20 protein-coding genes are annotated in these 23910 nt (G+C 73.9%); 9 read left to right on the forward strand and 11 right to left on the reverse strand.

All coding sequences use genetic code 11. The features are described 5' to 3' along the window. Window positions 1–143: 143 nt before the first annotated feature. Window positions 144–1280 (forward strand): glycosyltransferase, encoded by a 1137-nt coding sequence (locus IG86_RS0117340; protein WP_030821315.1) that lies wholly within the window; start codon window positions 144–146, stop codon window positions 1278–1280. Between the two features lie 93 nt (window positions 1281–1373). Here IG86_RS0117340 and IG86_RS0117345 read toward each other — a convergent pair whose 3' ends face one another. From IG86_RS0117345 to IG86_RS0117365, 5 genes are read right to left on the reverse strand one after another with little or no spacing between them, the layout of a single operon-like run. Then, window positions 1374–2381 carry an NAD-dependent epimerase/dehydratase gene (locus IG86_RS0117345; protein WP_030897748.1) on the reverse strand — a complete coding sequence of 336 codons (1008 nt, stop codon included), beginning with the start codon at window positions 2379–2381 and terminating at the stop codon, window positions 1374–1376. Continuing rightward, window positions 2378–2992, reverse strand: coding sequence for a dTDP-4-dehydrorhamnose 3,5-epimerase family protein (locus IG86_RS0117350; RefSeq protein WP_030821319.1), 615 nt, complete (start codon window positions 2990–2992; stop codon window positions 2378–2380). Before IG86_RS0117350 ends, IG86_RS0117345 begins: the two co-directional genes overlap by 4 nt. Beyond that, complete coding sequence (locus IG86_RS0117355; RefSeq protein WP_051785242.1) at window positions 2989–3741, reverse strand: class I SAM-dependent DNA methyltransferase; 753 nt, start codon at window positions 3739–3741, stop codon at window positions 2989–2991. Before IG86_RS0117355 ends, IG86_RS0117350 begins: the two co-directional genes overlap by 4 nt. A 33-nt stretch (window positions 3742–3774) precedes the next feature. Then, entirely contained in the window at window positions 3775–4899 is a 1125-nt protein-coding gene (locus tag IG86_RS0117360; RefSeq protein WP_030897756.1) for a DegT/DnrJ/EryC1/StrS family aminotransferase, read from the reverse strand. Continuing rightward, entirely contained in the window at window positions 4896–6254 is a 1359-nt protein-coding gene (locus IG86_RS0117365) for an NDP-hexose 2,3-dehydratase family protein (protein WP_030821326.1), read from the reverse strand. Before IG86_RS0117365 ends, IG86_RS0117360 begins: the two co-directional genes overlap by 4 nt. Before the next feature lie 286 nt (window positions 6255–6540). Between IG86_RS0117365 and IG86_RS0117370 the strand changes: the two genes are divergently transcribed. Further along, window positions 6541–7707: a serine hydrolase domain-containing protein gene (locus IG86_RS0117370; RefSeq protein WP_078905934.1), complete on the forward strand. Its 1167-nt coding sequence runs from the start codon at window positions 6541–6543 to the stop codon at window positions 7705–7707. A gap of 32 nt (window positions 7708–7739) precedes the next feature. Then, complete coding sequence (locus IG86_RS38800; protein WP_030821329.1) at window positions 7740–8963, forward strand: nucleotide disphospho-sugar-binding domain-containing protein; 1224 nt, start codon at window positions 7740–7742, stop codon at window positions 8961–8963. Window positions 8964–9049: 86 nt separating this feature from the next. Here the strand turns inward: IG86_RS38800 and IG86_RS0117380 are convergent, their stop codons facing one another. From IG86_RS0117380 to IG86_RS0117400, 5 genes are all read right to left on the reverse strand, one after another. After that, on the reverse strand, window positions 9050–10084 hold the full coding sequence (locus IG86_RS0117380) for an LLM class flavin-dependent oxidoreductase (protein ID WP_030897761.1): 1035 nt from the start codon (window positions 10082–10084) through the stop codon (window positions 9050–9052). A gap of 14 nt (window positions 10085–10098) precedes the next feature. Then, a complete protein-coding gene (locus IG86_RS0117385) occupies window positions 10099–10830 on the reverse strand; it encodes an SDR family NAD(P)-dependent oxidoreductase (RefSeq protein WP_030821333.1) in 732 nt (243 codons plus the stop codon). 50 nt (window positions 10831–10880) lie between these two features. After that, on the reverse strand, window positions 10881–11348 hold the full coding sequence (locus IG86_RS0117390) for a nuclear transport factor 2 family protein (protein ID WP_030821335.1): 468 nt from the start codon (window positions 11346–11348) through the stop codon (window positions 10881–10883). A gap of 177 nt (window positions 11349–11525) precedes the next feature. Beyond that, window positions 11526–12455 (reverse strand): MBL fold metallo-hydrolase, encoded by a 930-nt coding sequence (locus tag IG86_RS0117395; RefSeq protein WP_030821337.1) that lies wholly within the window; start codon window positions 12453–12455, stop codon window positions 11526–11528. Then, complete coding sequence (locus IG86_RS0117400) at window positions 12452–13192, reverse strand: AfsR/SARP family transcriptional regulator (RefSeq protein WP_244305904.1); 741 nt, start codon at window positions 13190–13192, stop codon at window positions 12452–12454. Before IG86_RS0117400 ends, IG86_RS0117395 begins: the two co-directional genes overlap by 4 nt. 491 nt (window positions 13193–13683) lie before the next feature. Here IG86_RS0117400 and IG86_RS0117405 point away from each other — a divergent pair, with 491 nt between their 5' ends. Next, window positions 13684–14874, forward strand: a complete 1191-nt coding sequence (locus IG86_RS0117405) for an acyl-CoA dehydrogenase family protein (protein WP_030821341.1) — start codon at window positions 13684–13686, stop codon at window positions 14872–14874. Between the two features lie 64 nt (window positions 14875–14938). On the opposite strand, the gene IG86_RS0117410 is transcribed toward IG86_RS0117405, so the two are convergent. Further along, window positions 14939–15847, reverse strand: coding sequence for a nitroreductase/quinone reductase family protein (locus IG86_RS0117410; RefSeq protein ID WP_030821344.1), 909 nt, complete (start codon window positions 15845–15847; stop codon window positions 14939–14941). A gap of 478 nt (window positions 15848–16325) precedes the next feature. Here IG86_RS0117410 and IG86_RS0117415 point away from each other — a divergent pair, with 478 nt between their 5' ends. The 5 genes from IG86_RS0117415 (at window position 16326) to IG86_RS0117435 (ending at window position 23774) form a co-directional block, all read left to right on the forward strand. After that, a complete protein-coding gene (locus tag IG86_RS0117415) occupies window positions 16326–17306 on the forward strand; it encodes an NHL repeat-containing protein (protein ID WP_078848622.1) in 981 nt (326 codons plus the stop codon). 113 nt (window positions 17307–17419) lie between these two features. Further along, the gene (locus IG86_RS0117420) at window positions 17420–18685 is read left to right on the forward strand and encodes a DUF4192 domain-containing protein (protein WP_107056248.1); all 1266 of its coding nucleotides are present in this window, start codon (window positions 17420–17422) and stop codon (window positions 18683–18685) included. Between the two features lie 209 nt (window positions 18686–18894). Then, window positions 18895–20883, forward strand: coding sequence for an amylo-alpha-1,6-glucosidase (locus IG86_RS0117425; RefSeq protein WP_045937369.1), 1989 nt, complete (start codon window positions 18895–18897; stop codon window positions 20881–20883). Between the two features lie 171 nt (window positions 20884–21054). After that, window positions 21055–21801 (forward strand): NUDIX hydrolase, encoded by a 747-nt coding sequence (locus tag IG86_RS0117430; RefSeq protein WP_030650452.1) that lies wholly within the window; start codon window positions 21055–21057, stop codon window positions 21799–21801. A gap of 173 nt (window positions 21802–21974) precedes the next feature. Beyond that, window positions 21975–23774 carry an ATP-binding cassette domain-containing protein gene (locus IG86_RS0117435; RefSeq protein ID WP_030821360.1) on the forward strand — a complete coding sequence of 600 codons (1800 nt, stop codon included), beginning with the start codon at window positions 21975–21977 and terminating at the stop codon, window positions 23772–23774. Window positions 23775–23910 lie beyond the last annotated feature (136 nt).

The following is a 23910-nucleotide window of genomic DNA, read 5'->3' on the forward strand; positions in this document are numbered from 1 at the left end:
GTGACTCGGTAGGACCGGGAGAAACCCGGCCGGATCCCTTGGTAGGCGCAGGCGGTCAACCTCGGCTCAAGAGGCGCTCGATGTGCGCTCAGGACGGACGGCGGTCCAGCGGTTCTCTAGTGCCGCGGTGCACCGTCCGTGCGATGAAGATCCTCTTTATCACCGGGGGGAGTCCGGCGACCGTGTTCGCCCTCGCCCCGCTCGCCTCGGCGGCCCGTCTCGCCGGCCATGACGTCCTCGTCGCGTCCCCGGAGGACATGGCCCCGTACGTCACGGGCACCGGGCTGCCCGTCCTGCCCGTCACCGACGGGACCATGCGCCGCTTCATGTTCGAGGACCGTGCCGGGCGCGAACTGTCCATCCCCGGCGACCCGCAGGAGCGGATCCGCTTCAACGGGGAGGGGTTCGGACGGCTCGCCGCCGCCTCCCTGCCCCGGCTGCGCGCCCTGGCCGCCGACTGGAGCCCGGACCTCGTGGTCGGCGGGTCGCTCTGCTACGCGGCGGCGCTGCTCGCCCACGAGCTCCGCGTCCCGTGGGTGCGGCACACCTGGGACCTCGGCGAGCCGCCGGGCATGGACGCCGGAGCCGCCGCCGAGCTGTCCGCCGAACTCGGCGGGGCCGGGCTGGACGGACTGCCCGTGCCGGAGCTCTGGGTGGACATCTGCCCGCCGGGGCTGCGCGCCGCGGACCCGGCCCCCGGCCCCCGGCAGTCGATGCGGTTCGTCCCCGCCAACCTGCGCCGGCCGCTGGAGCCGTGGATGCTGCGCAGGCCGGACCGGCCCCGGGTGTGCGTCACCGCGGGCAGCCGGGTCTCCGGGCCCGACGGGGTGGCCGAACTGGTCGAGCTCGCCCGGACGGTGGAGGGCCTCGACGGGGAACTGGTGGTCGCCGCCCCGCAGGACGTGGCCGACGCGCTGACCGCCGAGGTGCCCGGGGTCCGGGCCGGCTGGTTCGCCCTGGACACCCTGCTGGCCACGTGCGACCTCATCGTCCACCACGGCGGCGGACAGACCGCCATGACCGCCCTGCACGCGGGCGTGCCGCAGCTGCTGGTGCCCACGATCCCGAAGATGCTGGAGCCGTGCCGCCGCATCGAGGCCCGTGGCGCGGCCGTGGTGCTGGCCGACGGCGAGCAGTCCGGCGCCCGGATCGCCCGTGCGGCGGCCACCCTGCTGGCCGGTCCCGGCCCCCGGGAGCGGGCCGCGGAGATCGGTGCGGAGATCGCCGCGCAGCCGGCCCCGGCCCGGGTGGTCTCCGTACTGGAGTCGCTGCGGGCGTGACCCGCCTGCCCGACGCACGACGACGGCCCCGCCCGGACCGGGCGGGGCCGTCGTGTGCTCTCCCCGTGCGCTCCTCGTGCCGCGGCGCCGGGGTCAGGGCCGGGACGCCGCGCCGGCCTCGCGGGCCACGGCGCTCACCGTCCGGTCCAGGGCCTCGTCCAGCGCGGTACGTGCCCGCCAGCCCGTCGCGGCCGTGAACGCCGAAGGGTCGACCTCCAGGCTGCGGAAGTCGGTCGGATCGGCGTGCGCGGGCGGCTCCACCGACACCACCGGTACCGGCTCGGCTCCCGTGTGGCGCGACACGGCGTGCGCCACCGCCCCGAAGACCTCGCCGAGCGGCCGCGCCCGGCCGGTACCGATCAGGAAGTGGCGGCCGGACAGCGCCTCCGCGTGCGCCAGGGCAGTCGTGAACGCCCGGGCGGCGTCCTCCACGTACAACAGGTCGCGGCGGACCGTGCCGTCGTGCCACATCGTCAGCGGCTCCCCGGCCAGCGCCCGCCGGATCATGGTGGACACCACCCCGCGGTCGTCGGCCGTCGCAGTGCCCGGCCCGTACACGGGCGGCAGCCTGAGACTGACGGCCCGGGCCAGGCCCCGCGCCGCGGCTTGCTTCAGCAGGGACTCGGCGGCGTGCTTCTGCCGGTCGTACACCCCCTCGGGGCGGTCCGGTTCGGAGCCGTCGATGCGCTCGGCGGTGACCCGCCCCACCTGGGTGTTGCTGGCCGGGAAGACGACCGCGGGCGGGCCCCCGGCGCCGGGGGGACGTTCGGCGAGCAGCGCCACCAGGTCCCGGACCAGGCCGACGTTGACCCGCTCCGCCTCCTGGTCGTCCTCGGACAGCCGCCACCCCGACACCCCGCGGATCCGGGCCGTGAAGGGCAGTACGGCGTCGGCGCCGGCCACCGCCCGGGCCAGGACGTCCCGCTCGGTGAGGTCGCCGGTGAGCACCTCCACCCGCCCGGCGAGCCGCTCCGGGAGCGGGACCGGCCGCCGGGAGACCGCGCGCACCCGGACGGTAGGGTCGGCGGCCAGCTCCCGGACCACGGCCGACCCGAGGAAGCCCGACGCCCCGAGCACCACGACCTGCCGCGGCGCGCTCACCGCCCGCCTCCACCGAGGGCGCCGGCGCCGGCCTGCACGCAGTCGGCGTACGCGGGCAGCAGCCCGGCCTCGCGGGCAGCGGCCAGCGTCGGCGCCACCCGGTCGCGCTCGGACAGCACCGCGTCGTGCCCGCCGGGCAGCTCCAGGCCCAGCGCGGGGTCCAGCGGGTGCACGGCCCGCTCCTTGTCCGCCCGGTAGGCCGCCGACAGCAGGTACACCATCACGGTGTCCTCCTCCAGCGCGGCGAACAGGTGCCCCACACCCGGCGGCAGGTAGAGCGCGGTGCCCGCCTCCGGGGAGAGCTCCACCCGCTCGCTGCGCCCGAAGGTGGGCGAGCCGAGCCGGAGGTCGACCACCACGTCCAGGGCGCGGCCGCCGGTGCAGAGCACGTACTTGGCCATGGACCCGGGCGTGGCCGTGTAGTGCACCCCGCGCACCACCCCGCGCCGCGACCGGCTGGTGCTGACCTGGGCGACCGGGAAGAGCGGGCCGCCCAGTGCCGTGCCGAAGGCGGCCTCCTGGTGCGGCGAGCGGAACGAGCCGCGCTCGTCGTGGAAGACCTCGGGTTCGAAGGCGTACGCGCCCTCGACCGCCAGCTCGCGGACCTTCACGCGCCACCGCCGGGGCGGGTGGCGACGAACAGCCCCGGTCCGTACAGCTCGTGGCGCACGTACGTGGGCTCCAGACCGGCCCGCAGGAACGCGTCCCGGTACTCCGTGCGCTCGAACAGGCTCATGACGTGGGTGTCGGTGAAGTGCTCGATGCCGGTGCGGGGGTCCGCGACGGTGTAGTGCACCTCCATCCGGCTGGTCCGCCCGGCGCGGACGGTGTGGGAGACCCGGGAGATGGTCCGCTCCCCGGTGCGGACCACATCGGCGCCGACCCAGCCGGGCACGAAGCTCTCCGGGCACCACCAGGGTTCGACGACGAGGACGCCGCCGGGCTCCAGGTGCCCGGCCAGGTTCGCGACGGCCGCGTCCAGGTCGGCGGGGGTCTCCAGGTAACCGACCGAACTGAACATGCAGGTGACGGCGGAGAAGGTGCGGCCGAGCCGGAAGTCGCGCATGTCGCCCTCCGTCAGCGGCGTCCCGGGGTTGTCGCGGGCGGCGACGGCGAGCATCTCGGCGGACAGGTCCACCCCGGCCACGTGGCCGAAGAAGCCGTTGTGCTCGGCCAGGTGGGAGCCGGTGCCGCAGGCGACGTCCAGCAGCGAGCCGTCGGCCGGGGGCACCGCGGCGCGCTGCTCGACGAGTTCGCGCACGACGGCCGCCTCGGCCCGGTAGTCCTTGCCGCGGCCGTGGTAGAAGTCGTGGTAGACGTCGGCGCGGCGGTAGATGAGGGTGTCCGTGCTGGCAGGCATGGTGTGGGCCTTTCGATCGGGCGGTTGGGGCGGCTAGAGCGTCCGCAGGACCTCGTGGAGGGCCTCGATGACCTTGTCCTGCACGGCCTCCGGCAGCGACGGGTACATGGGCAGCGAGAAGATCTCCCCGGCCAGCCGCTCGGTGACCGGCAGCGAGCCGGCCTCCACACCGAGGTGGGCGAAGCCGCGCATCGTGTGGACCGGCCACGGATAGCTGATGTTGAGGGAGATGTCGTAGCGCTCCTTGAGGGCGCTGATGATCTCGTCGCGGCGCGGGTGGCGCACCACGTACACGTAGTACACGTGCTCGTTGCCCGCGGCCGTGGCCGGCAGGGTCAGCCCGCCCGGCCCGCACAGCCCGGCGAGCCCCTCGGCGTAGCGGCGCGCCACCCGGCGCCGGCCCGCCACGTAGGCGTCGAGCCGGGTCAGCTTGCGGCGCAGGATCTCGGCCTGGACCTCGTCGAGCCGGCTGTTGTGGCCGGGCGTCCGCTCGACGTAGTACACCTCCTCCATGCCGTAGTACCGCAGCCGGCGCAGCGCGCGGTCGGTGTCGGCGGAGCCGGTCAGGACGGCCCCGCCGTCGCCGTACGCCCCCAGCACCTTGGTCGGGTAGAAGGAGAACGCCGCGGCGTCGCCCATGGTCCCGGCCGGCGCTCCGTGGTGCCGGGCGCCGTGGGCCTGCGCGCAGTCCTCCACGATCGCCAGCCCGTGCTCGTCGGCCAGGCGCCGCAGCGGGGCCATGTCCACGCACTGGCCGTACAGGTGCACCGGCAGCAGCGCCTTGGTGCGCGGGGTGATCGCCGCGGCCACCTGGTCGGTGTCCATCAGGTGGTCCTCGGCGCGGACGTCCACGAAGACCGGGACGGCGCCCGCCGCGTCGATGGCGACGACGGTCGGCGCGGCGGTGTTCGAGACGGTGACGACCTCGTCGCCGCGGCCCACGCCGAGGGACTCCAGCGCCAGCTGGACCGCGTTGGTGCCGTTGTCGACGCCGACGCAGTGCGGCAGGCCGTGGCGGGCGGCGAACTCGGCCTCGAAGCCGCGCACGCTCTCGCCCAGCACCAGCCGGCCGCTGGCGAAGACCTGCTGCACGGCGTCGAGGATGTCCTCCCGCTCCGCCTCGTACTCCGGAAGGTAGTCCCAGACATGGGTGGTCACTCGTCGTCCTCCTTGTAGAAGCCCGCGAACGTCAGCAGGCTCCGGGCCTCGACGTTCAGGTGGTTGCCGTAGCGCACGAAGTCGGTGAGCTGGCGCAGGGTGATCCAGGCGTAGTCGTCGGGCACCCGCAGCGGGAAGTCGTCCCCGACCTCGACCAGCAGGTAGCGGTTCTGCGCGTGGTAGAAGCGACCGCCCTCCTCCGAATGGACCCGGTCGAAGCGGATCCGCTCCGGGGGCGCCTCCAGCACCTCCGAGAGGAACCGCGGCCGGCGTTCCTCGGGCAGGCCGCGGTAACTGTCGGGCTGGCACTGCACGGTCGGGGCCATCTCCACGCCGTCGAAGCCGCCCGTCTCGGTCCGGGCCTGCATCAGGACGTGCAGCACGCCCCCGATACGGCGGACCAGGAAGGCGATGACGCCCTGGCTGCGCGGTTCGAACATGGGCTGGTGCCAGCGCGCCACCTCCCGGCTGTCGGTCTCGACGGACACCCCGATGACGGCGAAGTGCTGGTCCCGGTCGTGGACCAGGGCACCGTCGCGCCGGCTCCACCCCTCGACCTTGGTGAGCGGGACCAGCTGCCGGGTCAGCGTGCAGCGGTTCTTGGCCTCGGTGAACCAGCTCAGCAGGTGGGTGGTGTCGTGCAGGGCCACGTTGCCGGGGGCCCAGGAGCGGGCCAGCGCGCCCCGGAAGGTGTCCGCGACCAGATCGGCGTCACGGTCCCGCCACGAGGCGGCGCCGGCCAGGACCGTCCGGGTGTCCATGTTGACCAGGTTCGGCTCGCGCAGCAGCAGGGCGATCTGCTCGAAGTCCAGCCAGCAGAAGTCCTCCAGCACGGGGACGTCCCCGTCGACCTGCACGATCATGTTGCGGTTGCGCTTGGCCAGGAACCAGGACGCCTGCTCCGACTGCAGGACGTCCGACAGGACCCGGCCCGAGCGCGGCGCCGTGAAGTACTCCAGGTAGGGGACCGACCTGCCGCCGTGCGCACCGGTGAAGTTGGACCGGGTCGCCTGCACGGTCGGCGAGAGCTGGAGGCCGTTGACGTTGCCCGGCTCCATCTTGACCTGGAGCAGGAAGTGCGGGACGCCCCCGAACTCCTTGACCAGGATGCCCAGGACGCCCTGCTCCGGCTGGACGATGATCGGCTGCTGCCAGGCACTCACCTCCCGGCCGGAGTCCGCCACGTCCAGCCCCTCGACGGTGAAGAACCGCCCGGTGCGGTGGACGAGGTTGCCCGAGTCGGGGTCGGTGCGCCAGCCGTCGAGGGCGTCGAGCGGGATCCGATCCACCCGGTAGCCGTGGGCACGGCGCCGCCCCGCGTACCAGTCATGGAATTCAGCTATGCCGGAGAACACGCGGCCACCTTCCGTGCGGAAAATTCCATCCCATTCCCCCAGAGGAATGCCTGCTTTCCGAGGAGAACAGCCTTTGTGCGGAATCGCATGGCGCCGATCCTGCCAGACGATTTCCCTTCCGGTCACCCCGCGCGGGCTTCTGTATTCCCTTACGAGCGGAACATGACCGGTATTCGAGCGGGGCCCGAGCGGCGGTCGGATCATCACAGGTCGGAGCCGACCGAAAGCCGCCCCGGGACCCACCCGGGCGAAGCGGCCGCACCTCCCTCGCGAAGGACGGAAGACTGTGCAGCAATATCCCCAGGCAGGGCTGGCCGAGGACGCGTTCGCCGACGTCGCGCGCGCCTTCGAGGAGAACTTCGCCGCGGGCGAGGAGGTGGGCGCGGCCGTCTGCGTCTACCACCGGGGCCGTCCGGTGGTGGACCTGTGGGCCGGCTGGTCCGACCCCGACCGCGCCGACCCCTGGCGGGCCGGCACGGTGGGCGTCCTCGCCTCCCCGACCAAGGCGCTGGTCACCGCGGCCTTCCTGCACCTGTGGCAGGAACAGGGCCTCGACCTCGACGAGCCGGTCGCGGCGCACTGGCCCGAGTTCGCCGCCAACGGCAAGGCGGCCATCACCCCCCGGATGATCCTCTCCCACCGCTCCGGGGTGGTCTGCCTCGACCACGCCCCGCTGTCACTGGCGGCCCTGCGCGCCCACACTCCGGTGGCCGAGGCGCTGGCCGCGGCCCGCCCCGAGTGGGAGCCGGACACCGCGCACGGCTACCACGCCACCACCTACGGGCACCTGCTGAGCGAGCTGATCCGCCGCCGCACCGGCCTGACCGTCGGCCGCTACTTCGCCCGTCACCTGGCGGGCCCCCTCGGCCTCGACGCGTACATCGGGCTCCCCGCCGGCACCGACGCCCACCTCGCCACCATGCTGGAGTCCAAGGCGGAGGCCCTGATGGCCGGCGCCGACCCCGGCGAGGTCGTCGAGCTGCGCGAACCCAGCACGCTCACCTACCGGGCGACCATCGGCAGCATGTCCCAGGATCCGGCCGACCCGGCCGTCGAGGACCCCTCGTACGGCGGCCTCGCCAGCGCCCACGCCCTGGCCCGGCTCTTCGCCGCGCTGGTCGGCGAGGTCGACGGCGTCCGCCTCGTCGGAGCCGACGTCACCGCCGAACTGGCCCGCCCGCACTCCAGCGGCACCTGCGAGGTCATGCTGACCCCGCTCACCTGGGGGCTGGGGGTGCAGCTCCCGGACAGCGCGGTTTTCCCCGCCGACGCCGGACTGAAGAATTCCTTCGGGTTGAGCGGGGCGAACGGCGTCTTCACTTTCGCCGACCCCGAGCGCGAGCTGGCATTCGGATACGTCCCGAATATGGGCTCCGCGGTGATGGGAAGCATGGACGGCAGGATCCGCAGGCTCGTCGAGGCCGTTTTCCGCAGCGTCGACCGAATTCTGTGAACCACCGCACCGTCCGAATCTAAGGAGTCCTCATGCGGATCCTGTTCCCGGCCGCACCGGGATACGGGCTGATGCTGCCCCTCGTACCGCTCGTCTGGGCGGCGCGCGCGGCGGGCCATGAAATCCTCATCGCCACCACCGCCCACATGGCCAAGGCGGCCGCCTGGGCGGGGGCGCCGGTGGTCGACGTGTTCCCCCTGCGCGACGTCGGCGAGGACCTCGTCGCCGGCCCCGACGCGCCCGGCTGCGAGGACGATCCCCGCCTGCCCGAGGGGTACTGGGAACTCGCCCGCGCCATGCGTCCGTTCGAGCTGTTCACCCTCGCGATGACCCGGGGCACGGTCGACGCCGGCCGCGACTTCGGCGCGGACCTCGTCGTCTACTGCTCCGACCACCAGGCCGGCAAACTGGCCGCCGTAGCCCTCGGAGTGCCCGCACTCGAAGTCGGCAACCGGGTGTCCTGGTCCATGCGCGACCCGGGCGTGCGCGAGGCCGCGCGGACCAATGCCCGTTTCGGTGTCGTCCCCGACGACAGCCCCGTCGTACTACGGCTGCGCGAGGCACTCGGCCTCGGCGAACGCGAACCGGACCTCCTCGGCCGGATCGACCCGCGCGCCCCCAGCCTCGGCGGCCTGGAGCACGAGGAGGCCGACCCGTACGACGGCGTGCCCTGGCTGCCGATGCGCTACGTGCCGTACAACGGCGGCGCCGTACTGCCCGACTGGGCGCTGCGCAAGGCCGCCAGGCCCCGCATCTGCCTCACCCTCGGCACCGTCGCACCCCTGCTGCCGGGCGGCACCGGCGCCCTGCGGCTGCTGATCGACGCCCTTGCCGCCCTGGACGCGGAAGTGGTCCTCGCCGACGACGAGACCGACCTGAGCGCGCTGGGCCCACTGCCCCCCAACCTCGTCCCGGCCGGCTTCGTACCGCTCTCCGGGATCCTGCGCGACTGCGCGCTCGTGGTCCACCACGGAGGATCGGGCACCACCGCGGCCGCCCTGCACTACGGAGTGCCCCAACTGCTGGTCCCCAGTGGCGCGGACAACGAGCTGTGCGCCCGCCGGGTGACGGACCGCGGCGTGGGCCTCGCCGTGCCACCCGCGACGGCGGACGCCGCCGTGATCGCCGAGGCCGCCGCGCGGCTCCTCACGGAGGAGTCCTTCCGGCACGCGGCCGGGCAGGTGCGCCGCGAGATGGCCGGACAGCCGTCCCCGGCCGAGCTGATCGACCGCATCACCGCAGGCGTGGCGGCCTAGAGAGAGTCCTGAACGCCCGCGGGCGGGACACCTCTTCAGGTGTCCCGCCCGCGTTTTCGCTGCCGCTTGCGGCGCCGCCAGTGGCGTCAGCCGCGGACACCGGACCGGTCCAGCGCGGCCATGGCCCCCTCCAGGACGGAGATCCGCTCCTCCGTGCTGCCGGCCATCGAGGAGATCATGATGCCGAGCGTGGTGACGCCCGCCTCCGCGTACTGCCGCATCCGCTCCGCGACCCGGTCCACCGGCCCGGTCAGCGCGGTCAGCTCCACGAACCCGGCCGGCACCGCCGCCACGGCCCCCGCCCGGTCGCCCTCGCCCGCCAGCCGCCCCACCTCGGCGGCCTGCGCCCCGAAGCCCAGCCGCGTGGCGAGCGCGATGTAGAAGTTCCGCTCCGGCGCCCCGATGCCCATCAGGTAGGCGTAGTGGGCCCGCAGCCGGTCGACGCAGCCGTCGGTGTCCTCGCCGATCGCGGTCGCGAGGCACGGCATCACGTCGAAGCCGGCCAGTGGCCTCCCGGCCCGCGCCCGGCCCGCCTCGATGTGCGCGACCGACTCGGCCACCTGCTCGGGAGCGGCGAACACCCCGATCCACCCGTCGGCGATCTCGCCGGCCAGCGCCAGGTTCCCCGGACCGACCGCCCCCAGGTACACCGGTACGGGCGCACCCGCCGGCTCGGTGATCACGTGCAGCGGGGCCGCACCGGAGCCGGAGGAGGGCAGCCGGTAGTGCCGGCCCTCGTAGCGGACCGGCTCGCCCGTCAGGGCCCGCCGTACGATCTCCACGTACTCCCGGGTCCGGGCCAGGGGCTGCCCGAAGGGGACGCCGTACCAGCCCTCGGACACATCCGGGTTGGACACTCCCAGCCCCAGCCGGAACCGGCCGCCCGAGAGCGACTGGAGGGTCGCGGCGGTCAGCGCGGCCAGCGCGGGGCTGCGGGCGGGGATCTGCATCACGGCGGACCCGAGCGCGATCCGCTCGGTCCGCCCCGCGACGAGCCCGAGCACGCTGGCGGCGTCCGAGCGGTATCCCTCGGGGGCGAGTGCCACGTCGTAGCCGAGCCGTTCGGCCGCCACGGCCAGCTCCGCGGCGCCCTGGTAACTCAGGTTCACGCCAAGCTTCACGGTCTGTCGTCCTCTCAGATCAGCAGGTGGGCGCCGCCGTCGGCGAGCACCACCTCGCCGGTGGTGTAGGCGGCCCGGTGCAGACCCACCACCAGCTCGGCCATGTCCTGCGGAGTGCCGGTGCGGCGCAGCGGCACGGCCTCGCGCACCCGCTCGCGGATCTCGGTGAAGGCCTCCGTCCACGGGGTGTCGACGAGCCCGGGGGCGATGGCGTTCACCCGCACCTCCGGGCCGACGGCGGCCGCCAGCAACCGGGTCATGTGGTTGACGGCGGCCTTGCTGACCGCGTACGGGATGGAACTGCCGGCGGGCCGGACCCCGGCGACGGAGGAGATGTTGACGACGTGGCCGGCGCCCGAGGCGCGCAGCAGCGGCATCGCGGCCACCGTCGTCTGCCAGGTGCCGACGACGTTGACCCCGAGGATGGTGCGCCACACCTCGCCGGTGGCCGCCTCGAGATCCTTGTGGGGGATGCCCCGGGTGACACCGGCGTTGTTGACGAGCAGGTCGAGGACCCCGTACTCGGCGGCGACCTCGTCCAGCAGCCGCCGTACCTGCTCCTCGTCGGAGATGTCGGCCTGGACGAACCGTGCGTCGGGCAGCGACTCGGCGAGCCTGCGGCCCGCGTCGGCGCTCCTGGCCGCGTTGACCACCACCGTCATCCCCTCGTCGGAGAGTCTGCGGGCGACGGCGGCGCCGATTCCGGACGAGGATCCGGTCACCAGGGCGACGGGCTTGCGGGACATGACGGGGGGTTCTCCCTTCGGAGGCGGGCGGGTTGACGCGGAGCCGCTGCTCAACGGGCCGCGTGCTGGAGCGGCTGGACGTGCTGGACGTGCTGGTCGTGCTCGACGCGGCGGGAGCGGTTGCGCACCGCCCCGTCCGTGATCTCCAGGACGTCGCGGACCAGGCAGCTGGGTCCGACCTGCGGTTCCTTGACGCCGGGCCGGACGGTGAGCACCAGCGCGTAGAACACGGCGTCGAAGTCGCCGTCCTCGCGCGGGCTCAGGTCGATCATGTTGAACCAGTGCCGGCGCTGCACCGGGTCGTCGGCGAACCGCTCGTGGAAGGCGTGCAGTTCGGCGACGATCCCGGCCGGGGTACGGGCCGGAGGGACGCCGGGGGTGTGCTGGAACTCGCCGTCCTCGGTGAAGGTGGCGGCGTACTCCTCGAACTTGCCGCCGTCGAGGAACTGGACCTGGCGGGCGTAGTGCTGCCCCACCGCGGCGTAGAGGTCGGCGAAGCGGCTGGCGGCGGACGTCATCGGGTACTCCAGACGGCTCGGGTACGACGGAGCGGGCGCCCGGCGCACAGGTGCTGTGCGCCGGGCGCCCGCGAGCGTCGCCGATCCTGCGAGCCCTTCCTCAAGGCCCGCTTGAAGCACCGTCAAGCCGCGGACCGCGACCGCCGACGGGGCGCGACCGCCGACGGGGCGCTGCCGTCAGGCGTGGCAGACCGGCGGAGCCCCCCGGTAGGCGGCCATCTCCTCGAACATGGTGTCCATCTCGGCGATGACGGCCGACATGTCCAGTGCCCCGCCGTGTGCCCGGCCCCGTTCCTCGGCGAACGCCCGGTACAGATTGGGCACGATCCGCTCAGGATCGAGCAGGCCGGCGAAGGGCCCGAGGTCGGCCTCCCGTGCCACCTGCGGCGCCGTCAGCCCCGCGGACACGCCCTGCCGGGCCAGTTCCTGCAGCCACAGCAGGTACGCCTCCGTGGTGTCGAGCACCTCGATGCCGCCGACGACGCCGTGCCCGGCCACCACCACCGCGGGGTCGAGCGCGCGCATCCGCGCGACGGCCCGCAGCGAACCGGCCACCGAGCCCATCGGCAGGAACGGCGTCACTCCCGACATCACCACGTCCCCGGTGAACAGCACCCGCCGCTCGGGCACCCACACGGCGGTGTCGTTCGTGCTGTGGGCCACCTCCAGGTGGATCAGGCGGGCGGTCACCGCTCCCACGTGCAGGGTGAGTTCGTCCCGGTAGGTGACCTCGGGGAGAACCACCTCCAGCGCCCCCCACTCCACCTGGGGCCACAGGCCGGTCAGGTGCAGGCCCGCCGCGGCCATCTCCCGACGCGTCTCGTGGTGGGCGTGCACGACCGCCTCCGGGAACACGAAGTTGCCGAAGGTGTGGTCCCCGTGCGAGTGGGTGTTGACCACCGCGTACGGCACGGGCCGCCCCTGCGCCACGACCGCCGCCCGCAGGCTGCGGGCACGCGCCTCGGTGGCCGCGGTGTCGACGAGGACGGCCCGGCCCTCGGAGACGATGAGCCCGGCGTTGTTCACGCACCAGCTGCCGTCCGGCTGGACGTAGGCGAACACCCCGTCGGCGACCTCGCCCAGTACCCCTGACCTGTCCGCGCTCACGTCAGGACGTATTCGCGCAGCGAAAGGTCGGTGGCGTTCGACAGCAGCTCCTGGTGGAGGCTCTGGAGGCGGCTGGACGGCTCGACGCCGAGCTCGTTGATGAGCGCCTTCCTCAGGTCGCGGAAGACCTCGAGGGCGCGCCAGCCCGACCCCGACCGCTGGTGGGCGATCATCAGACAGGCCGCGAGCTTCTCGTGCAGCGGATGCTGTTCCACGAGCTTGCGCAGTTCCGGAACGAGACTCGCACTCTTACCGAGCCAAAGATCGGCGAGAATGCGCTGTTCGAGAACCCGCATTCTTACTTCGTTGAGTCCCATGAGTTCCATGGAGAGCACCCGGCCGACGGGCACGTCCATCAAAGCCGGACCGCGCCACAATTCCAATGCCTGGTGAAGGTATTTCGAGGCGGCCTCGGCGTCTCCGCGCTCCAGCGCGTTGTCTCCGGATCCGGCCAGTGACTCAAATTCGATCAGGTCGAACGACTTGGGCTTGACGGAGAGCTGATAGCCGTTGAACCGGGTGGCCAGCAGGTCCTTCGGGGTGCGCTCGGAGCCCTCGGGCAGGGCTTCCACGATGAGTCTGCGCAGGTGGAGGACGTAGGTTTGCAGGGTGGTCATCCCGCTGCGGGGGATGTCCTCACCCCACACCTCCTCCATCAGGGTCGGCACCTGGACGACCCGGCCGCAGCGCAGGGCGAGGAGCGCGAGCAGTTGCCGCGGTTTTCCCGCGGTGGGCACGATGGACTGTCCGTTGATTTCGACGCTCAATGATCCGAGAACGCTGATTTCCGCGAACGGTAGCGACTCGGACGGTCGAGAGGAATCTTTTGACATTCTGTTAAAACCCCCGATGGCAAGATCGGGCCATGCGTGGGGAGCCGGCCCGACGTCTCGCCAGGCTACGACTTCGGCAACCCAAGATCAAGTAAAGTGTGAGCGGTCGGAGAGGTTCCGGATCGGTCATTGTGTACGCCCGATTCACATCTCCCGCCCCGTCGTGATAAAGCGCGCGGGGGCGGTGATCGGGCACCTTCGCAGGCCGTACCGACCGGTCTCCACGTCCGTCCTCCGCCCGCGCCGCCGGCCGGTCTCCGCACGCTGTGACATATGTCCCACGCGGTGCCGGCGGCTCTAGCGGGGCTGTAGCGGTGCCCTAGGGGACCTGTAGCGGTGCCCGATCGGGTCGGCCGACGTTGGCTCCTCGCACCGACCGCAAGGAGAGCCGGCCCATGCCCCAGCAGACACAGTCAGCGCCCGAACCGGCCCTCACCGCCCGCGAAGTGGGCGCCCTCGCGGCCGACCGTGCCGAAGCGGCCGAAGCCGTCCGGTCGCTGGACCCGGACGTCGTACGGGCGCTGCTCGACGCCGGCTTCGCCCGCCACTTCGTGCCCGTCGCCCACGGTGGCCACGGGGGTGGCTTCGGCGCCCTCACCGACGCGGTCACCACGATCGGGGCGTCCTGTCCGGCCACCGCCTGGTGCGCCTCCATCGCCCTCAGCCTCTCCCGGATGGCCGGATTCCTGCCCGAGGAGGGCCGCAAGCGCATCTGGCAGGACGGCCCGGACGTCCTGGTGGTCGGCTCGGTCTCGCCGCGCGGCCGGGCCCTGCCGGCGGACGGCGGCTGGCGGCTGACCGGAACGTGGCCGTACGTCAGCGCCGTCGAGCACTCCGACTGGGCGCTCGTGCTGGGCCTGGCCAAGACCCCTGACGCCGCGAGCGAGCGGCGGATCTTCGCCATACCGCGCTCCGCCTACGCCATCGATCGGACCTGGTCCGACATCGGCATGCGGGCCAGCGGCAGCCACACGCTCACCGTCGACGACCTCCACGTGCCGGCGGAGATGTCCTTCCCGGTCGACGACCTGATGACCGGTCGTCCCTCCGCCGACGGCAGCGCCAGCGGCGGGGCCGGCGGTGACGGTGCCGTCGCAGCCGCGCCGGGCGTACCGCTCGCCGCCGTGAACGGGCTGTTCTTCTGCCTGCCGATGCTCGGCGCGGCCGAGGGCGCCCTCGCGCACTGGTCGGCGTACGCGCAGGACCGGCTGCGCGCCGAGCGCCCGGGAGTGCCCGGGCCCGGCCGCTCCTTCTACGAGGAGACCCTCGCCCGCGCGGGCGGCGAAATCGACGCCGCCCGGCTGCTGTTGGAGCGCATCTCGGCGGTGGCCGACTCCGGCCGGGAGATCACCGCGCTGGAGACGGCGCGGGCCCAGCGGGACTGCGCGCTGGTGGCCGACCTGCTGGTCGGAGCCGTGGACCGGCTGTTCCGGGCCTCCGGGACGGCCGGGCACAGCGAGAGCTCGCCGCTCCAGCGGCTGTGGCGGGACGTGCACTCGGCCGCCGGCCACATCGTGCTCCAGTTCGGGCCCAACGCGAGCGCGTACGCCGCGCAGGCCCTGCCCGTCGGCCCGTCCGACCGGTAGCCGCGACGCACCTCGCTGTTGCTGTGCCCCGGCGGGTCGGCTGGCCCGCCGGGGTGCTCCGCCTTCAGGCGGCGGCCGGCGGGCCGGGCGGGAAGGGGATCTCGGAGAGCAGCGGCAGCAGCGACTCCTCCTCGTAGTCGAGGTGGGCGTTCAGCTCGTGCGACATGCGGGCCAGTTCCTTGCGGAACCGCTCCGGGTCCGCCCCGCTGATGTCGGCCAGCAGCACGCTCAGTTCGTGCTGCAGTCGCGCCACCGTGACGTGCTCGGTCCGCAGCCGGTCGAAGACGTCCTTCAGGTGCGGGTTCTGCGCCGCGAGGGCGGGGAACATGTGCGCGTCCTCGCCGGTGTGGTGGATCTCCAGCGTCTGGCAGAACGCCAGGCAGTGCTGGCGGATCTGGAGCCCGAGGCCCGGCGCCGGCGCGGCACCCTCGCCCTGGTGCGCGGCCACCGTCTCGAAGTAGGCGTCCACCTCGGCACTCACGTGCCGCAGCTGCCCGCGCAGCCACACGTGCACCTCGACCAGCTTGTCGGCCAGGCTCCGGATCTCGGCCGGGCCCTCGCCGGGTGCGGGGTCGCTGCGCTCCAGCACCACCACGGGCAGCACGCGGCTGGTGTTCTCCTGGTACTCGCCGTAGCCCGGCTCGGCCGCCACGACGTGCTCGAACAGCCGGTCCCGGCGCTCGCCCTCGGCGGGCACCGCGACCGCCTCGAAGGAGTCGGCGCCGATCTCCACCTGGACCAGCGGGTTGGCGAGCACGTTGTGGTACCAGTCGGGGTGCTTCGGCCCGCCCAGGTTGGAGCCGATGACCAGCAGGCTGTCGTCGTGGCGCACGTAGCCGAGCGGGACGGTCCGCTCCTCACCCGACTTGGCGCCGGTGACCGTGAGCAGCAGCAGGTCGCTGCCCTCGAAGTACCCTCCGACCTTTCCCTGGTTGGCGCGGAACTCGTCGATGACGGACTGGTTGAAGGACATGGCGGGGTGGGACTCCTCGGGTGATGGGTCTGCGGGGAAAGGAGAAGGAAGGAAGAAAGGAGGAGAAGGGGGGAGGGTGGAAGGCGCGTGCGTGGGCGTCGTCCCGGACGGCACGCCGTGCGACGGCGGGCGGGAGGACGGACGGCGACACGGAGGGACGCGGGGGATACGGCACGGCCGGTTCGAGCGGCGGTGCGGGCGCGCGGAGGCGCCTGGATCAGGCGGAGCCTGTGAGAAGAGAACGCATGCGACGGTCCCTGATGTGCGGGTGGTCGCCCGGTCACCGGCCGGCCCAGTTCTCTTTGGCCGGCGCCACGCGCCACGTTCCTCATTAGAACGACCGCTCCGCGATCTTGTCAACGCGGTCCTAGGTCGTCCCTAGCCGCCCGCTGGCCGGATTCGAGCGGAATCCAGGCGGCCCGCACCACACTCCCGCACGACGACGACACCACAGGGGGGCGCGATGCTCAGCTCGGCCATGGCACGACGACGGTTCCTCGGCATCGGCGCGGCGGCGGGCGCCGCAGCGCTGATCGGCGACGCGGGCTGGGGCGGCACGGCGGTCGCCGCCGAACGCCCCGGCCCGTCGGCGGCCCGCACCGGCCGGCCCGACGTCCTGAACCTGCCGAACGGTTTCCACCCGGCCGGCATCGGCATCGGCCCGGCGCCCTACGCCTACTTCGGTTCGCTGCTCGGCGGCGCGGTCTACCGGGCGTGCCTGCTCACCGGCCGGGGAAAGGTCATCAACCCGGGCCTCGGCGAGGGGTACTACGCGGTCGGGCTCCAGGTGGACGACCGGCAGCGGGTCTTCGTCGCGGGCGGCTGGGGACGGCTGATCACCGTTCTGGACGGAATCACCGGGAAGGTGATCGAGACGTACGAGGTCGGCAACGCCGACACGTTCGTCGACCACGTGGTGCTCACCGCGCGAGCCGCCTGGTTCACGGACTCCTTCAACGGACAGCTGTTCCGCCTGCCGCTCGGCCCGCGCGGGGAGCTTCCGGCGCGCGACGCGGTGACGACCCTGCGGCTGGGCGGCGAATGGACGCAGGGCCCCTCGGACGGGCTCACCGCCACGGGCATCGCGGCCACCCCGGACGGATCCGCGCTCCTGGTGGTCAACATCCACGCCCACGGCGGCAGCCTGTTCCGCGTCGACCCGGTGACCGGTGTCGCCCGGCGCACCGACCTGGGCGGGGTCACGCTTCCCACGACCAACGGCATCCTGGTGCACGGCCGCACCCTCTACGCGCCCCGCATGAACGACCTCGCGGTGCTGCGCCTGGACCCGACCGGCCACAACGCCCGCCTGGCCCGTACGGTCACCGACGCCCGCTTCGAGACCCCTTGCGCGGCGGCCGTCCACGGCAACCGCCTCTACCTGCCCAACTCCCGCTTCCCGCAGCCCCCGGAGCCGGACCTCCCCTACAACGCGGTGGCGCTCGCACTGCCGCTGTAGCGGCGCCGCCCAGGGTGTTGCGCGCCTGCGGTGGTTGAGGTGTCTGGTGGTTGAGGCATCAACAGTTATCCACAGGGCTTTCGGGATCGGATCATGCGCGGGACCTTCGTGACATGACGAACAACAGCGAATCCCGTCGCCCGTCCGACCGGTCCTTCACCAGCCCGGCCGGAACCGCCGACGAACAGCAGATCACCCTGCGCAGCCCGGCCGAACTGGCCGACGCGCTGCCCTACATGCTCGGCTTCCACCCGTCCGACTCGCTCGTCATGGTCGCCGTGCACGGCGAGGGCGGGCGATTCGGCGGCCGCCTCCGCGTCGGCATCCCCACCGCACCCGCCGAATGGGAGGACACCGCCCGACAGGTCGCCGACTGCCTCGTCCGCGGCAGCGAACGGCGCGGCGTCAAGCCCGACGGCATCGTCGTCTACCTGTGCCAGGAGCCGCGCGGGGAGGAGGGCGGCCAGGGGGTGATGACCCGGCTGCGGCCGTTCGCCCAGCGGATCCGGCTGGCCTGCGGCGCGCTGGACGTGCCGGTGCTGGAAGCCCTGTGCCTGTCGGCCGGCCGCTTCTGGTCCTACGTCTGCCCCGACGAGCGGTGCTGCCCGGCCGAGGGCAGCCCCCTCGCCCCGGTCGGCACCTCGGTGATGGCCGCGGCAGCCACCTTCGCCGGGCTCCAGGTCCGCGGCTCCCTCGACGAGATCGAGGGCAGGCTCGCACCGCTGCGCGGGCCCGTGGCCGAGGAGGCGGAGCGGGCCCTGGACCGGGCTGCCACCGCTCTGATGCCGAGGATCCTCCACGGCGCCACCCGCGAGGAGGTGGGCGCCGAGACCATCTCGCTGGCACAGACCCTGATGCGGCGCATGACCCAGGCGCCGCCCGCCGAGGGCGGCCCCCAGGGCGACGACTGGGACGACGCCCTGCTCGGCCACGACGAGGCCGCCTCACTGATCCTCGGCCTCCAGGACCGCGAGGTCCGGGACATCGCGGCCGAGTGGATGGAAGGGGAGGAGGCGGCCTGCGCCCTGCGCCTGTGGCGGGCCCTGGCCCGCCGCTGCGTCGGCGCCTACGGCGAACACGCCGCGGCGCCCCTCACCCTGGCCGGATGGGTCTCCTGGTCCACCGGAGACGAGCCGACCGCCCGGATCGCCCTCGGCCTCGCCCTGCGGGCCGACGCCGAATACCGCTTCGCCCAGCTGCTCCACCACGCCTGCAACGAGGGGGTCGACCCCGAGGGACTGCGCCAGTGCCTGAGGGAGGAGCGGCGCCGCCGCGAACCGAGGCGCGACCGGTCCTCCGCCGTCACCCGGCCGCCCGGACGCCGGGGCCGGACGGCCCCGTGCCGCGGATCCCGCCGCACCGCGGGGAGCGGGCAGTGAGAGCGCGCCGGCCGTCGTACGGCGGTCCCCTGCGGTTGCCCCGCGCCACCTCGGGGCCGGTCCTGCGGCGCGGGACGCGTCCCCGGAGCCCCCGGCCGGAGTCCGGGCCCGTGACCCGGGCGGGGGTGGGGGCGTTCAGCTGGGGGGTGGTGCCGCCCCGGCCGCGCCGCCGCCCTGCTGAACCCACCGGAGCGCAGACAAGGCGACACATGTCTCACCCCGCACCTCCCCGCCCGACCGCCGTGCCCCTGGCCCGCAGGCCCGAGCTGCCGCCCGTGCACGGCGCCGTGATCTGCGTCGCCGCGCCCTGTCTGGTCATCTCGCCCGAACACGGCCAGCTGACCGGGCAGGGCATCGACGGGATCTACCGGTCCGGGCGCCGCCTGCTCTCCCGCTGCGTGCTGCGCGTCGGCGGCCGGGACCCCGTCGCCGTCCAGGGCCGCAGCCTCGGTGCCGACCGGGCCGCCTTCACCGCCACCGTGCGCACCGGGGCCGAGCCCGGCCCCGACCCGGACATCGGCGTGGAACGGATCCGCCACGCGGACGGCACCGAACGGATCACCCTGCGCAGCTTCACGGCCCGGCCGGTACGCCTCCCCGTGGAGCTGCTGCTCGGCTCCGACCTGGCGGAACTGGCCGCGGTGGCCGCCGGCCGCGCCGGCCCGGAGCTGCCCGCCGGGGTGCACGCCGCCGGCCTGCGCTGGAGCACCGGCGAAGCACAGGCCGTCACCACGGCACAGCCGGCCCCGGACGACGCCGTGGCCTCGGCCGGGCTGCTGCGCTGGCAGCTCGAACTGGGTCCCGGCGAGTCCCGCACCATCGAGCTGCGCACCACACAGGACCGGGTGGTGCGGGCCTCCGCCGGCCAGGTGGCGAACCCGCTGGCCGACGCCCGGGCCGAAGGGGACGACCCCAGGACCGAGGCGTGGTTCCGCACCAGCGTCGAGGACCTGCGCGCGCTGCTCTCGCGGGACCCGGAGCAGCCCGGCGACGCCTTCGCGGCGGCCGGGGTGCCCTGGCGGCTGGGCCTGGCACCTGCGGAATCGCTCTGGGCCGCCCGCATGGCGCTGCCGCTGGGGACCGGGCTCGCCGCCGCCACCCTGCGCGTCCTCGCCCGGACACAGACCGAGGCGCGCGGCGCCGAGTCCGGGAAGATCCCGGGGCCCCTGCGCGGAGCGGGCCCGCAGCTGCCGCCCGCGTGCACCGGCACCGAGGCGACCCTCGCCTTTCCCGCAGTGCTCGCCGAAGCCCGCCTCTGGGGCCTGCCGGAGGACGAGGTCGCCCGACTGCTCCCGGCAGCCGAACGGTGCCTCGACTGGCTGCGCGGCGCCTTCGGCGAGGACGGCTTCCTGGCCGATCCCGACCCGGGGCCGCGGCGCTGCGAGACCCAGGCCCACGCCCACCGGGCCGCCGTGCTGGGCGCCGATCTCCTCGCCGGATGCGGACGGCCCGGCGCCGAGGAATGGCGGGAGCGGGCGGCCGCGCTGCGCGAGCGGTTCCGGGACGGGTTCTGGATCGACGGCCCGGACGGCGGACGGCCCGCCTCGGCCCTGCACCCCGACGGGCGGCCACTGCCACGGCTGACCGGTGCCGCCGCCCACCTGCTCGACACCGGGCTGCTCAGCGGCGGCCGGCTCGCCCCCGGTCTCCTCGACCGGGTCCGCACCGAGCAGCTGGCCCGGCTGTTCGGCGCACCCGCCATGGACTGCGGATGGGGGCTGCGGAGCATGGCCCGCGCAGAGCCGGGACACAACCCGTACGGCCACCGCTCCGGCGCGGTACGGGCGTACGAGAGCGCCGTGGCCGTGTCCGGCCTGGCCGCGGCCGGCTTCGAGAAGGAGGCCGCGGGCCTGCTCAGAGGCCTCATGGACGCCGCAGAAGCCTTCGGGTACCGGCTGCCGGAGATGTTCGCGGCCGAGCAGCGCACCACCGGCAGCGTCCCCATCCCGCACCCGGCGGCCTGCCGTCCCGCCGCCGTGGCCGCGGCCGCGGGGGTCCACGTACTGACCGCCCTCGCCGGAATCCGCCCCGACGCCCCCTCGGGCACCGTCGCCCTCGTGCCCCTTCCCGGCGCCCCCCTCGGCGCGATCCGCCTCGCGGGTCTGCGGGTGTCGGGCGAGCCCTTCGCCGTCCGGGTCAGCCGGCTCGGCCTCGCCATGGTGGAGGAGGCCGCGGATGCGCTCCAACTGGGTGTCTAGGGGGTGCCCCGCCCGCCCGGGCCTCTTACGGGCCGTGCCGGTCCGACGCCGGCTCGCAGGCGGCGGGCGTCGCCCGTCGTGCCCGCCGGGCACACCCGCCGGCCCGTGGACCATTGTCTTCAAGGTCACCAAAGCGCTGTTTATCGTCAGGCAGACGACTATGATCGCGGCATGTCGCCCTACGACCCGTCGGCCTATCCGCCCTTCGCAGTCACCGTCGACCTGGTCGTGCTCACCGTGCGGCGCCACGCGCTCTGCGCGCTGGTCGTCCGGCGGGGTGAGCAGCCGTTCCAGGGGCGCTGGGCGCTGCCCGGCGGATTCGTCCGCGGAGACGAGGACCTCGCGGCCGCCGCCGCCCGGGAGCTCTCCGAGGAAACCGGCCTGTGCGCCCATGACCCCGCCATGCCGGGCGCGGGCAACGGGGCGCACCTCGAACAGCTGGCCACCTACGGCGATCCGAAACGGGATCCGCGGATGCGGGTCGTCAGCGTGGCGCATCTGGTACTGGCTCCGGACCTCCCCGCGCCCCGGGCCGGCGGCGACGCCAACAGCGCGCGCTGGGCCCCCGTCGACGAACTGCTGGCCGTCGGCGACGAGAGCGCCGCGGGGCTCGCCTTCGACCACGCCAGGATTCTGGCGGACGGCGTGGAGCGGGCCCGCTCGAAGATCGAGTACTCCTCCCTGGCCACCGCCTTCTGCCCGCCCGAGTTCACCGTGGGGGAGCTGCGCCGGGTGTACGAGGCCGTGTGGGGCGTGGCCCTGGACCCGCGGAACTTCCACCGCAAGGTCACCGGCACCCCCGGCTTCCTGGTACCGGCCGGAGGCACGACGACCCGTCAGGGCGGCCGCCCGGCCCAGCTGTTCCGCGCGGGCGGGGCGACCTTGCTCAATCCGCCGATGCTGCGCCCGGAGGTCTGACGCCGCGTCCCACGCGCCGCCGGTGCCGGGACCGGGTCTCCGGTTCGGGGTGAACCTGACGAAGCGTTCGGCATTCCACCGGATCGGTTGCGCCGAAAATCGGACATATCGCGTTATCTTGCTTGCGGTAATCACCCTGCCGCAGAGCGGTCTCACCCCCCGCGAGAGAAGCGATGCTCCAGGCCATCGGACTCACCAGCAAACCACGCACCGACGCCCCGCCCCTCGTGGACGACCTCACCTTCGAGGCCCGCCCGGGGCACGTGACCGCCCTGCTCGGCGAGCCGGGATCGGGCAAGACGACCGCCCTGCGGCTCATGCTCGAACTCGAACCGGGCCGCGGCGTCACCTACTTCCGCGGCCGCCCGCTGCACCGGATCCCCCACCCCGGCCGTGAGGTCGGAGTGCTGCTCGGGGACGTCCCCGGCAACCCGGCACGGACCGTCCGCAACCAGCTGCGGATGCTCTGCGCCGCCGCCGGGGTGCCCGCCTCCCGCGCCGACACCATGCTTGAGGTCGTCGGCATCGCCGGCCTGCGGGACCAGCGCCTCGGCTCGCTGTCACTCGGCATGGAGCGCAGGGTCGCCCTGGCCTCGGCGCTGCTCGGCGATCCCTGCACCCTGCTCCTCGACGAGCCGGCCGCCGGGCTCTCCCCCCGCGAACGCGGCTGGCTGTACGGCCTGCTGCGCGGCCACGCCTCCCTCGGCGGAGCGGTGCTCTTCACCACCGACGACGCCAAGGAGGCGGCCCGGAGCGCCGACCGGGTCGTCAGCATCGAGGCGGGCCGCCTCGTCGCCGACCAGGAGGCCGCGGACTTCGCGCGGACCCGGCTGAGGCCGCGTGTCGCCGTGCGCACACCGCACGCGGCCCGGCTGGCCGACGTACTGGGCCGGGAAGCCCGGGCGGCCCGGCGCGCGGTGGAGATCGTCGAGGAGAGCGGCAGCCGCCTGTCGGTGTACGGCAGCAACTGCGCCGAGGTCGGTGAGGCGGCGTTCCGCCACGGCGTACTGGTCCACCAGCTCGCCGACGAGACCGGAGACGCCGGCGCGTCGACGGCGCCGGTCCCGCACGCCCGGGCCGCCGCGACCGCCGCGACCGCAACGACGGCCCCCGCCGGGGCCGCGCCGAATCCCTCCGCGGACTCAGGCGGCCGTCCCGGGGACGCCCGCTCCCGGCGTCCGGCCTCGGCCGTGCGGCGCGTCGGCGGACCGCTGCGGCCGCTGCGCTACGAGCTGCTCCGCGTCTTCGGCACCGCCACCCCGGTCCTCACCACCACCCTCGTCGTCGTGGCCTCCGTCCTCACCTCCCTCGTGCTCGCCCGGGCCGGGCAGACCCCGCAGAACCGGCTGCTCGCCGCCTGGCCCGAGCTGCTGCCGCTGCCGCCCGCCGCCCTGGGCGCCGGGCTGCTCGGCGCACTGGCCTTCGGCGAGGAGTACCGCTACCCCGCCCTCGCCGCCGACCGGGGCACCGTGCCGCGCCGGCTGGGGCTGCTCACCGCGAAGCTCGGCGTCTGCGCCGCCCTCGCCCTGCTCCTGGGCACCCTGGTGGTGACGGCCGACGCCGCCGCCCTGGCGCTCGTCTTCGACAGCGGCCCCCTGCGCACGCCGACGGAGTGGCTCTCCCCGGCCGCGAGTTGGGCCGGCCTGCTGATCGGCTGCGCCTGGGCCGGCGTACTGGCCTCCGGCGTCTTCCGGTCCGCCACCGCGGGACTGGCGGCGGTGCTCGCCGTGCCCGTGGGAGTGGTTCCGCTGGTGCGCAAGGCGCTGGAGGGCTCGTCCGCGTACCCGGTCACCGGTCTGGGACCCCGGCTGCGGGGCCTGTCCTGGGTGCAGTGGCCGCCGGAGGCGGACCGGCTGCTCGTGGGGGCCCTACGGGTGATGACCCAGCCCGTCGCGACCGCCCTGGTGCTGTCGCTGATGGTCCTGTTGTGCGCCTATGGGTTCACCGGACTGCGCAGCAGGGTCCGTTGGTGATCGTTCCGATGCCGGAGCGGTCACGGACGGGACCGTTGCAGTCCATGTCGCGTCAAGCGGACCGCAACTCCACGCAATAGGCCCGGTTCTTTACGATAAGTCGTCAATTGCGTAGGTGGCACCGATCACCCTTTCG

The organism is Streptomyces virginiae (assembly GCF_000720455.1).
GTDB lineage: Bacteria > Actinomycetota > Actinomycetes > Streptomycetales > Streptomycetaceae > Streptomyces > Streptomyces virginiae.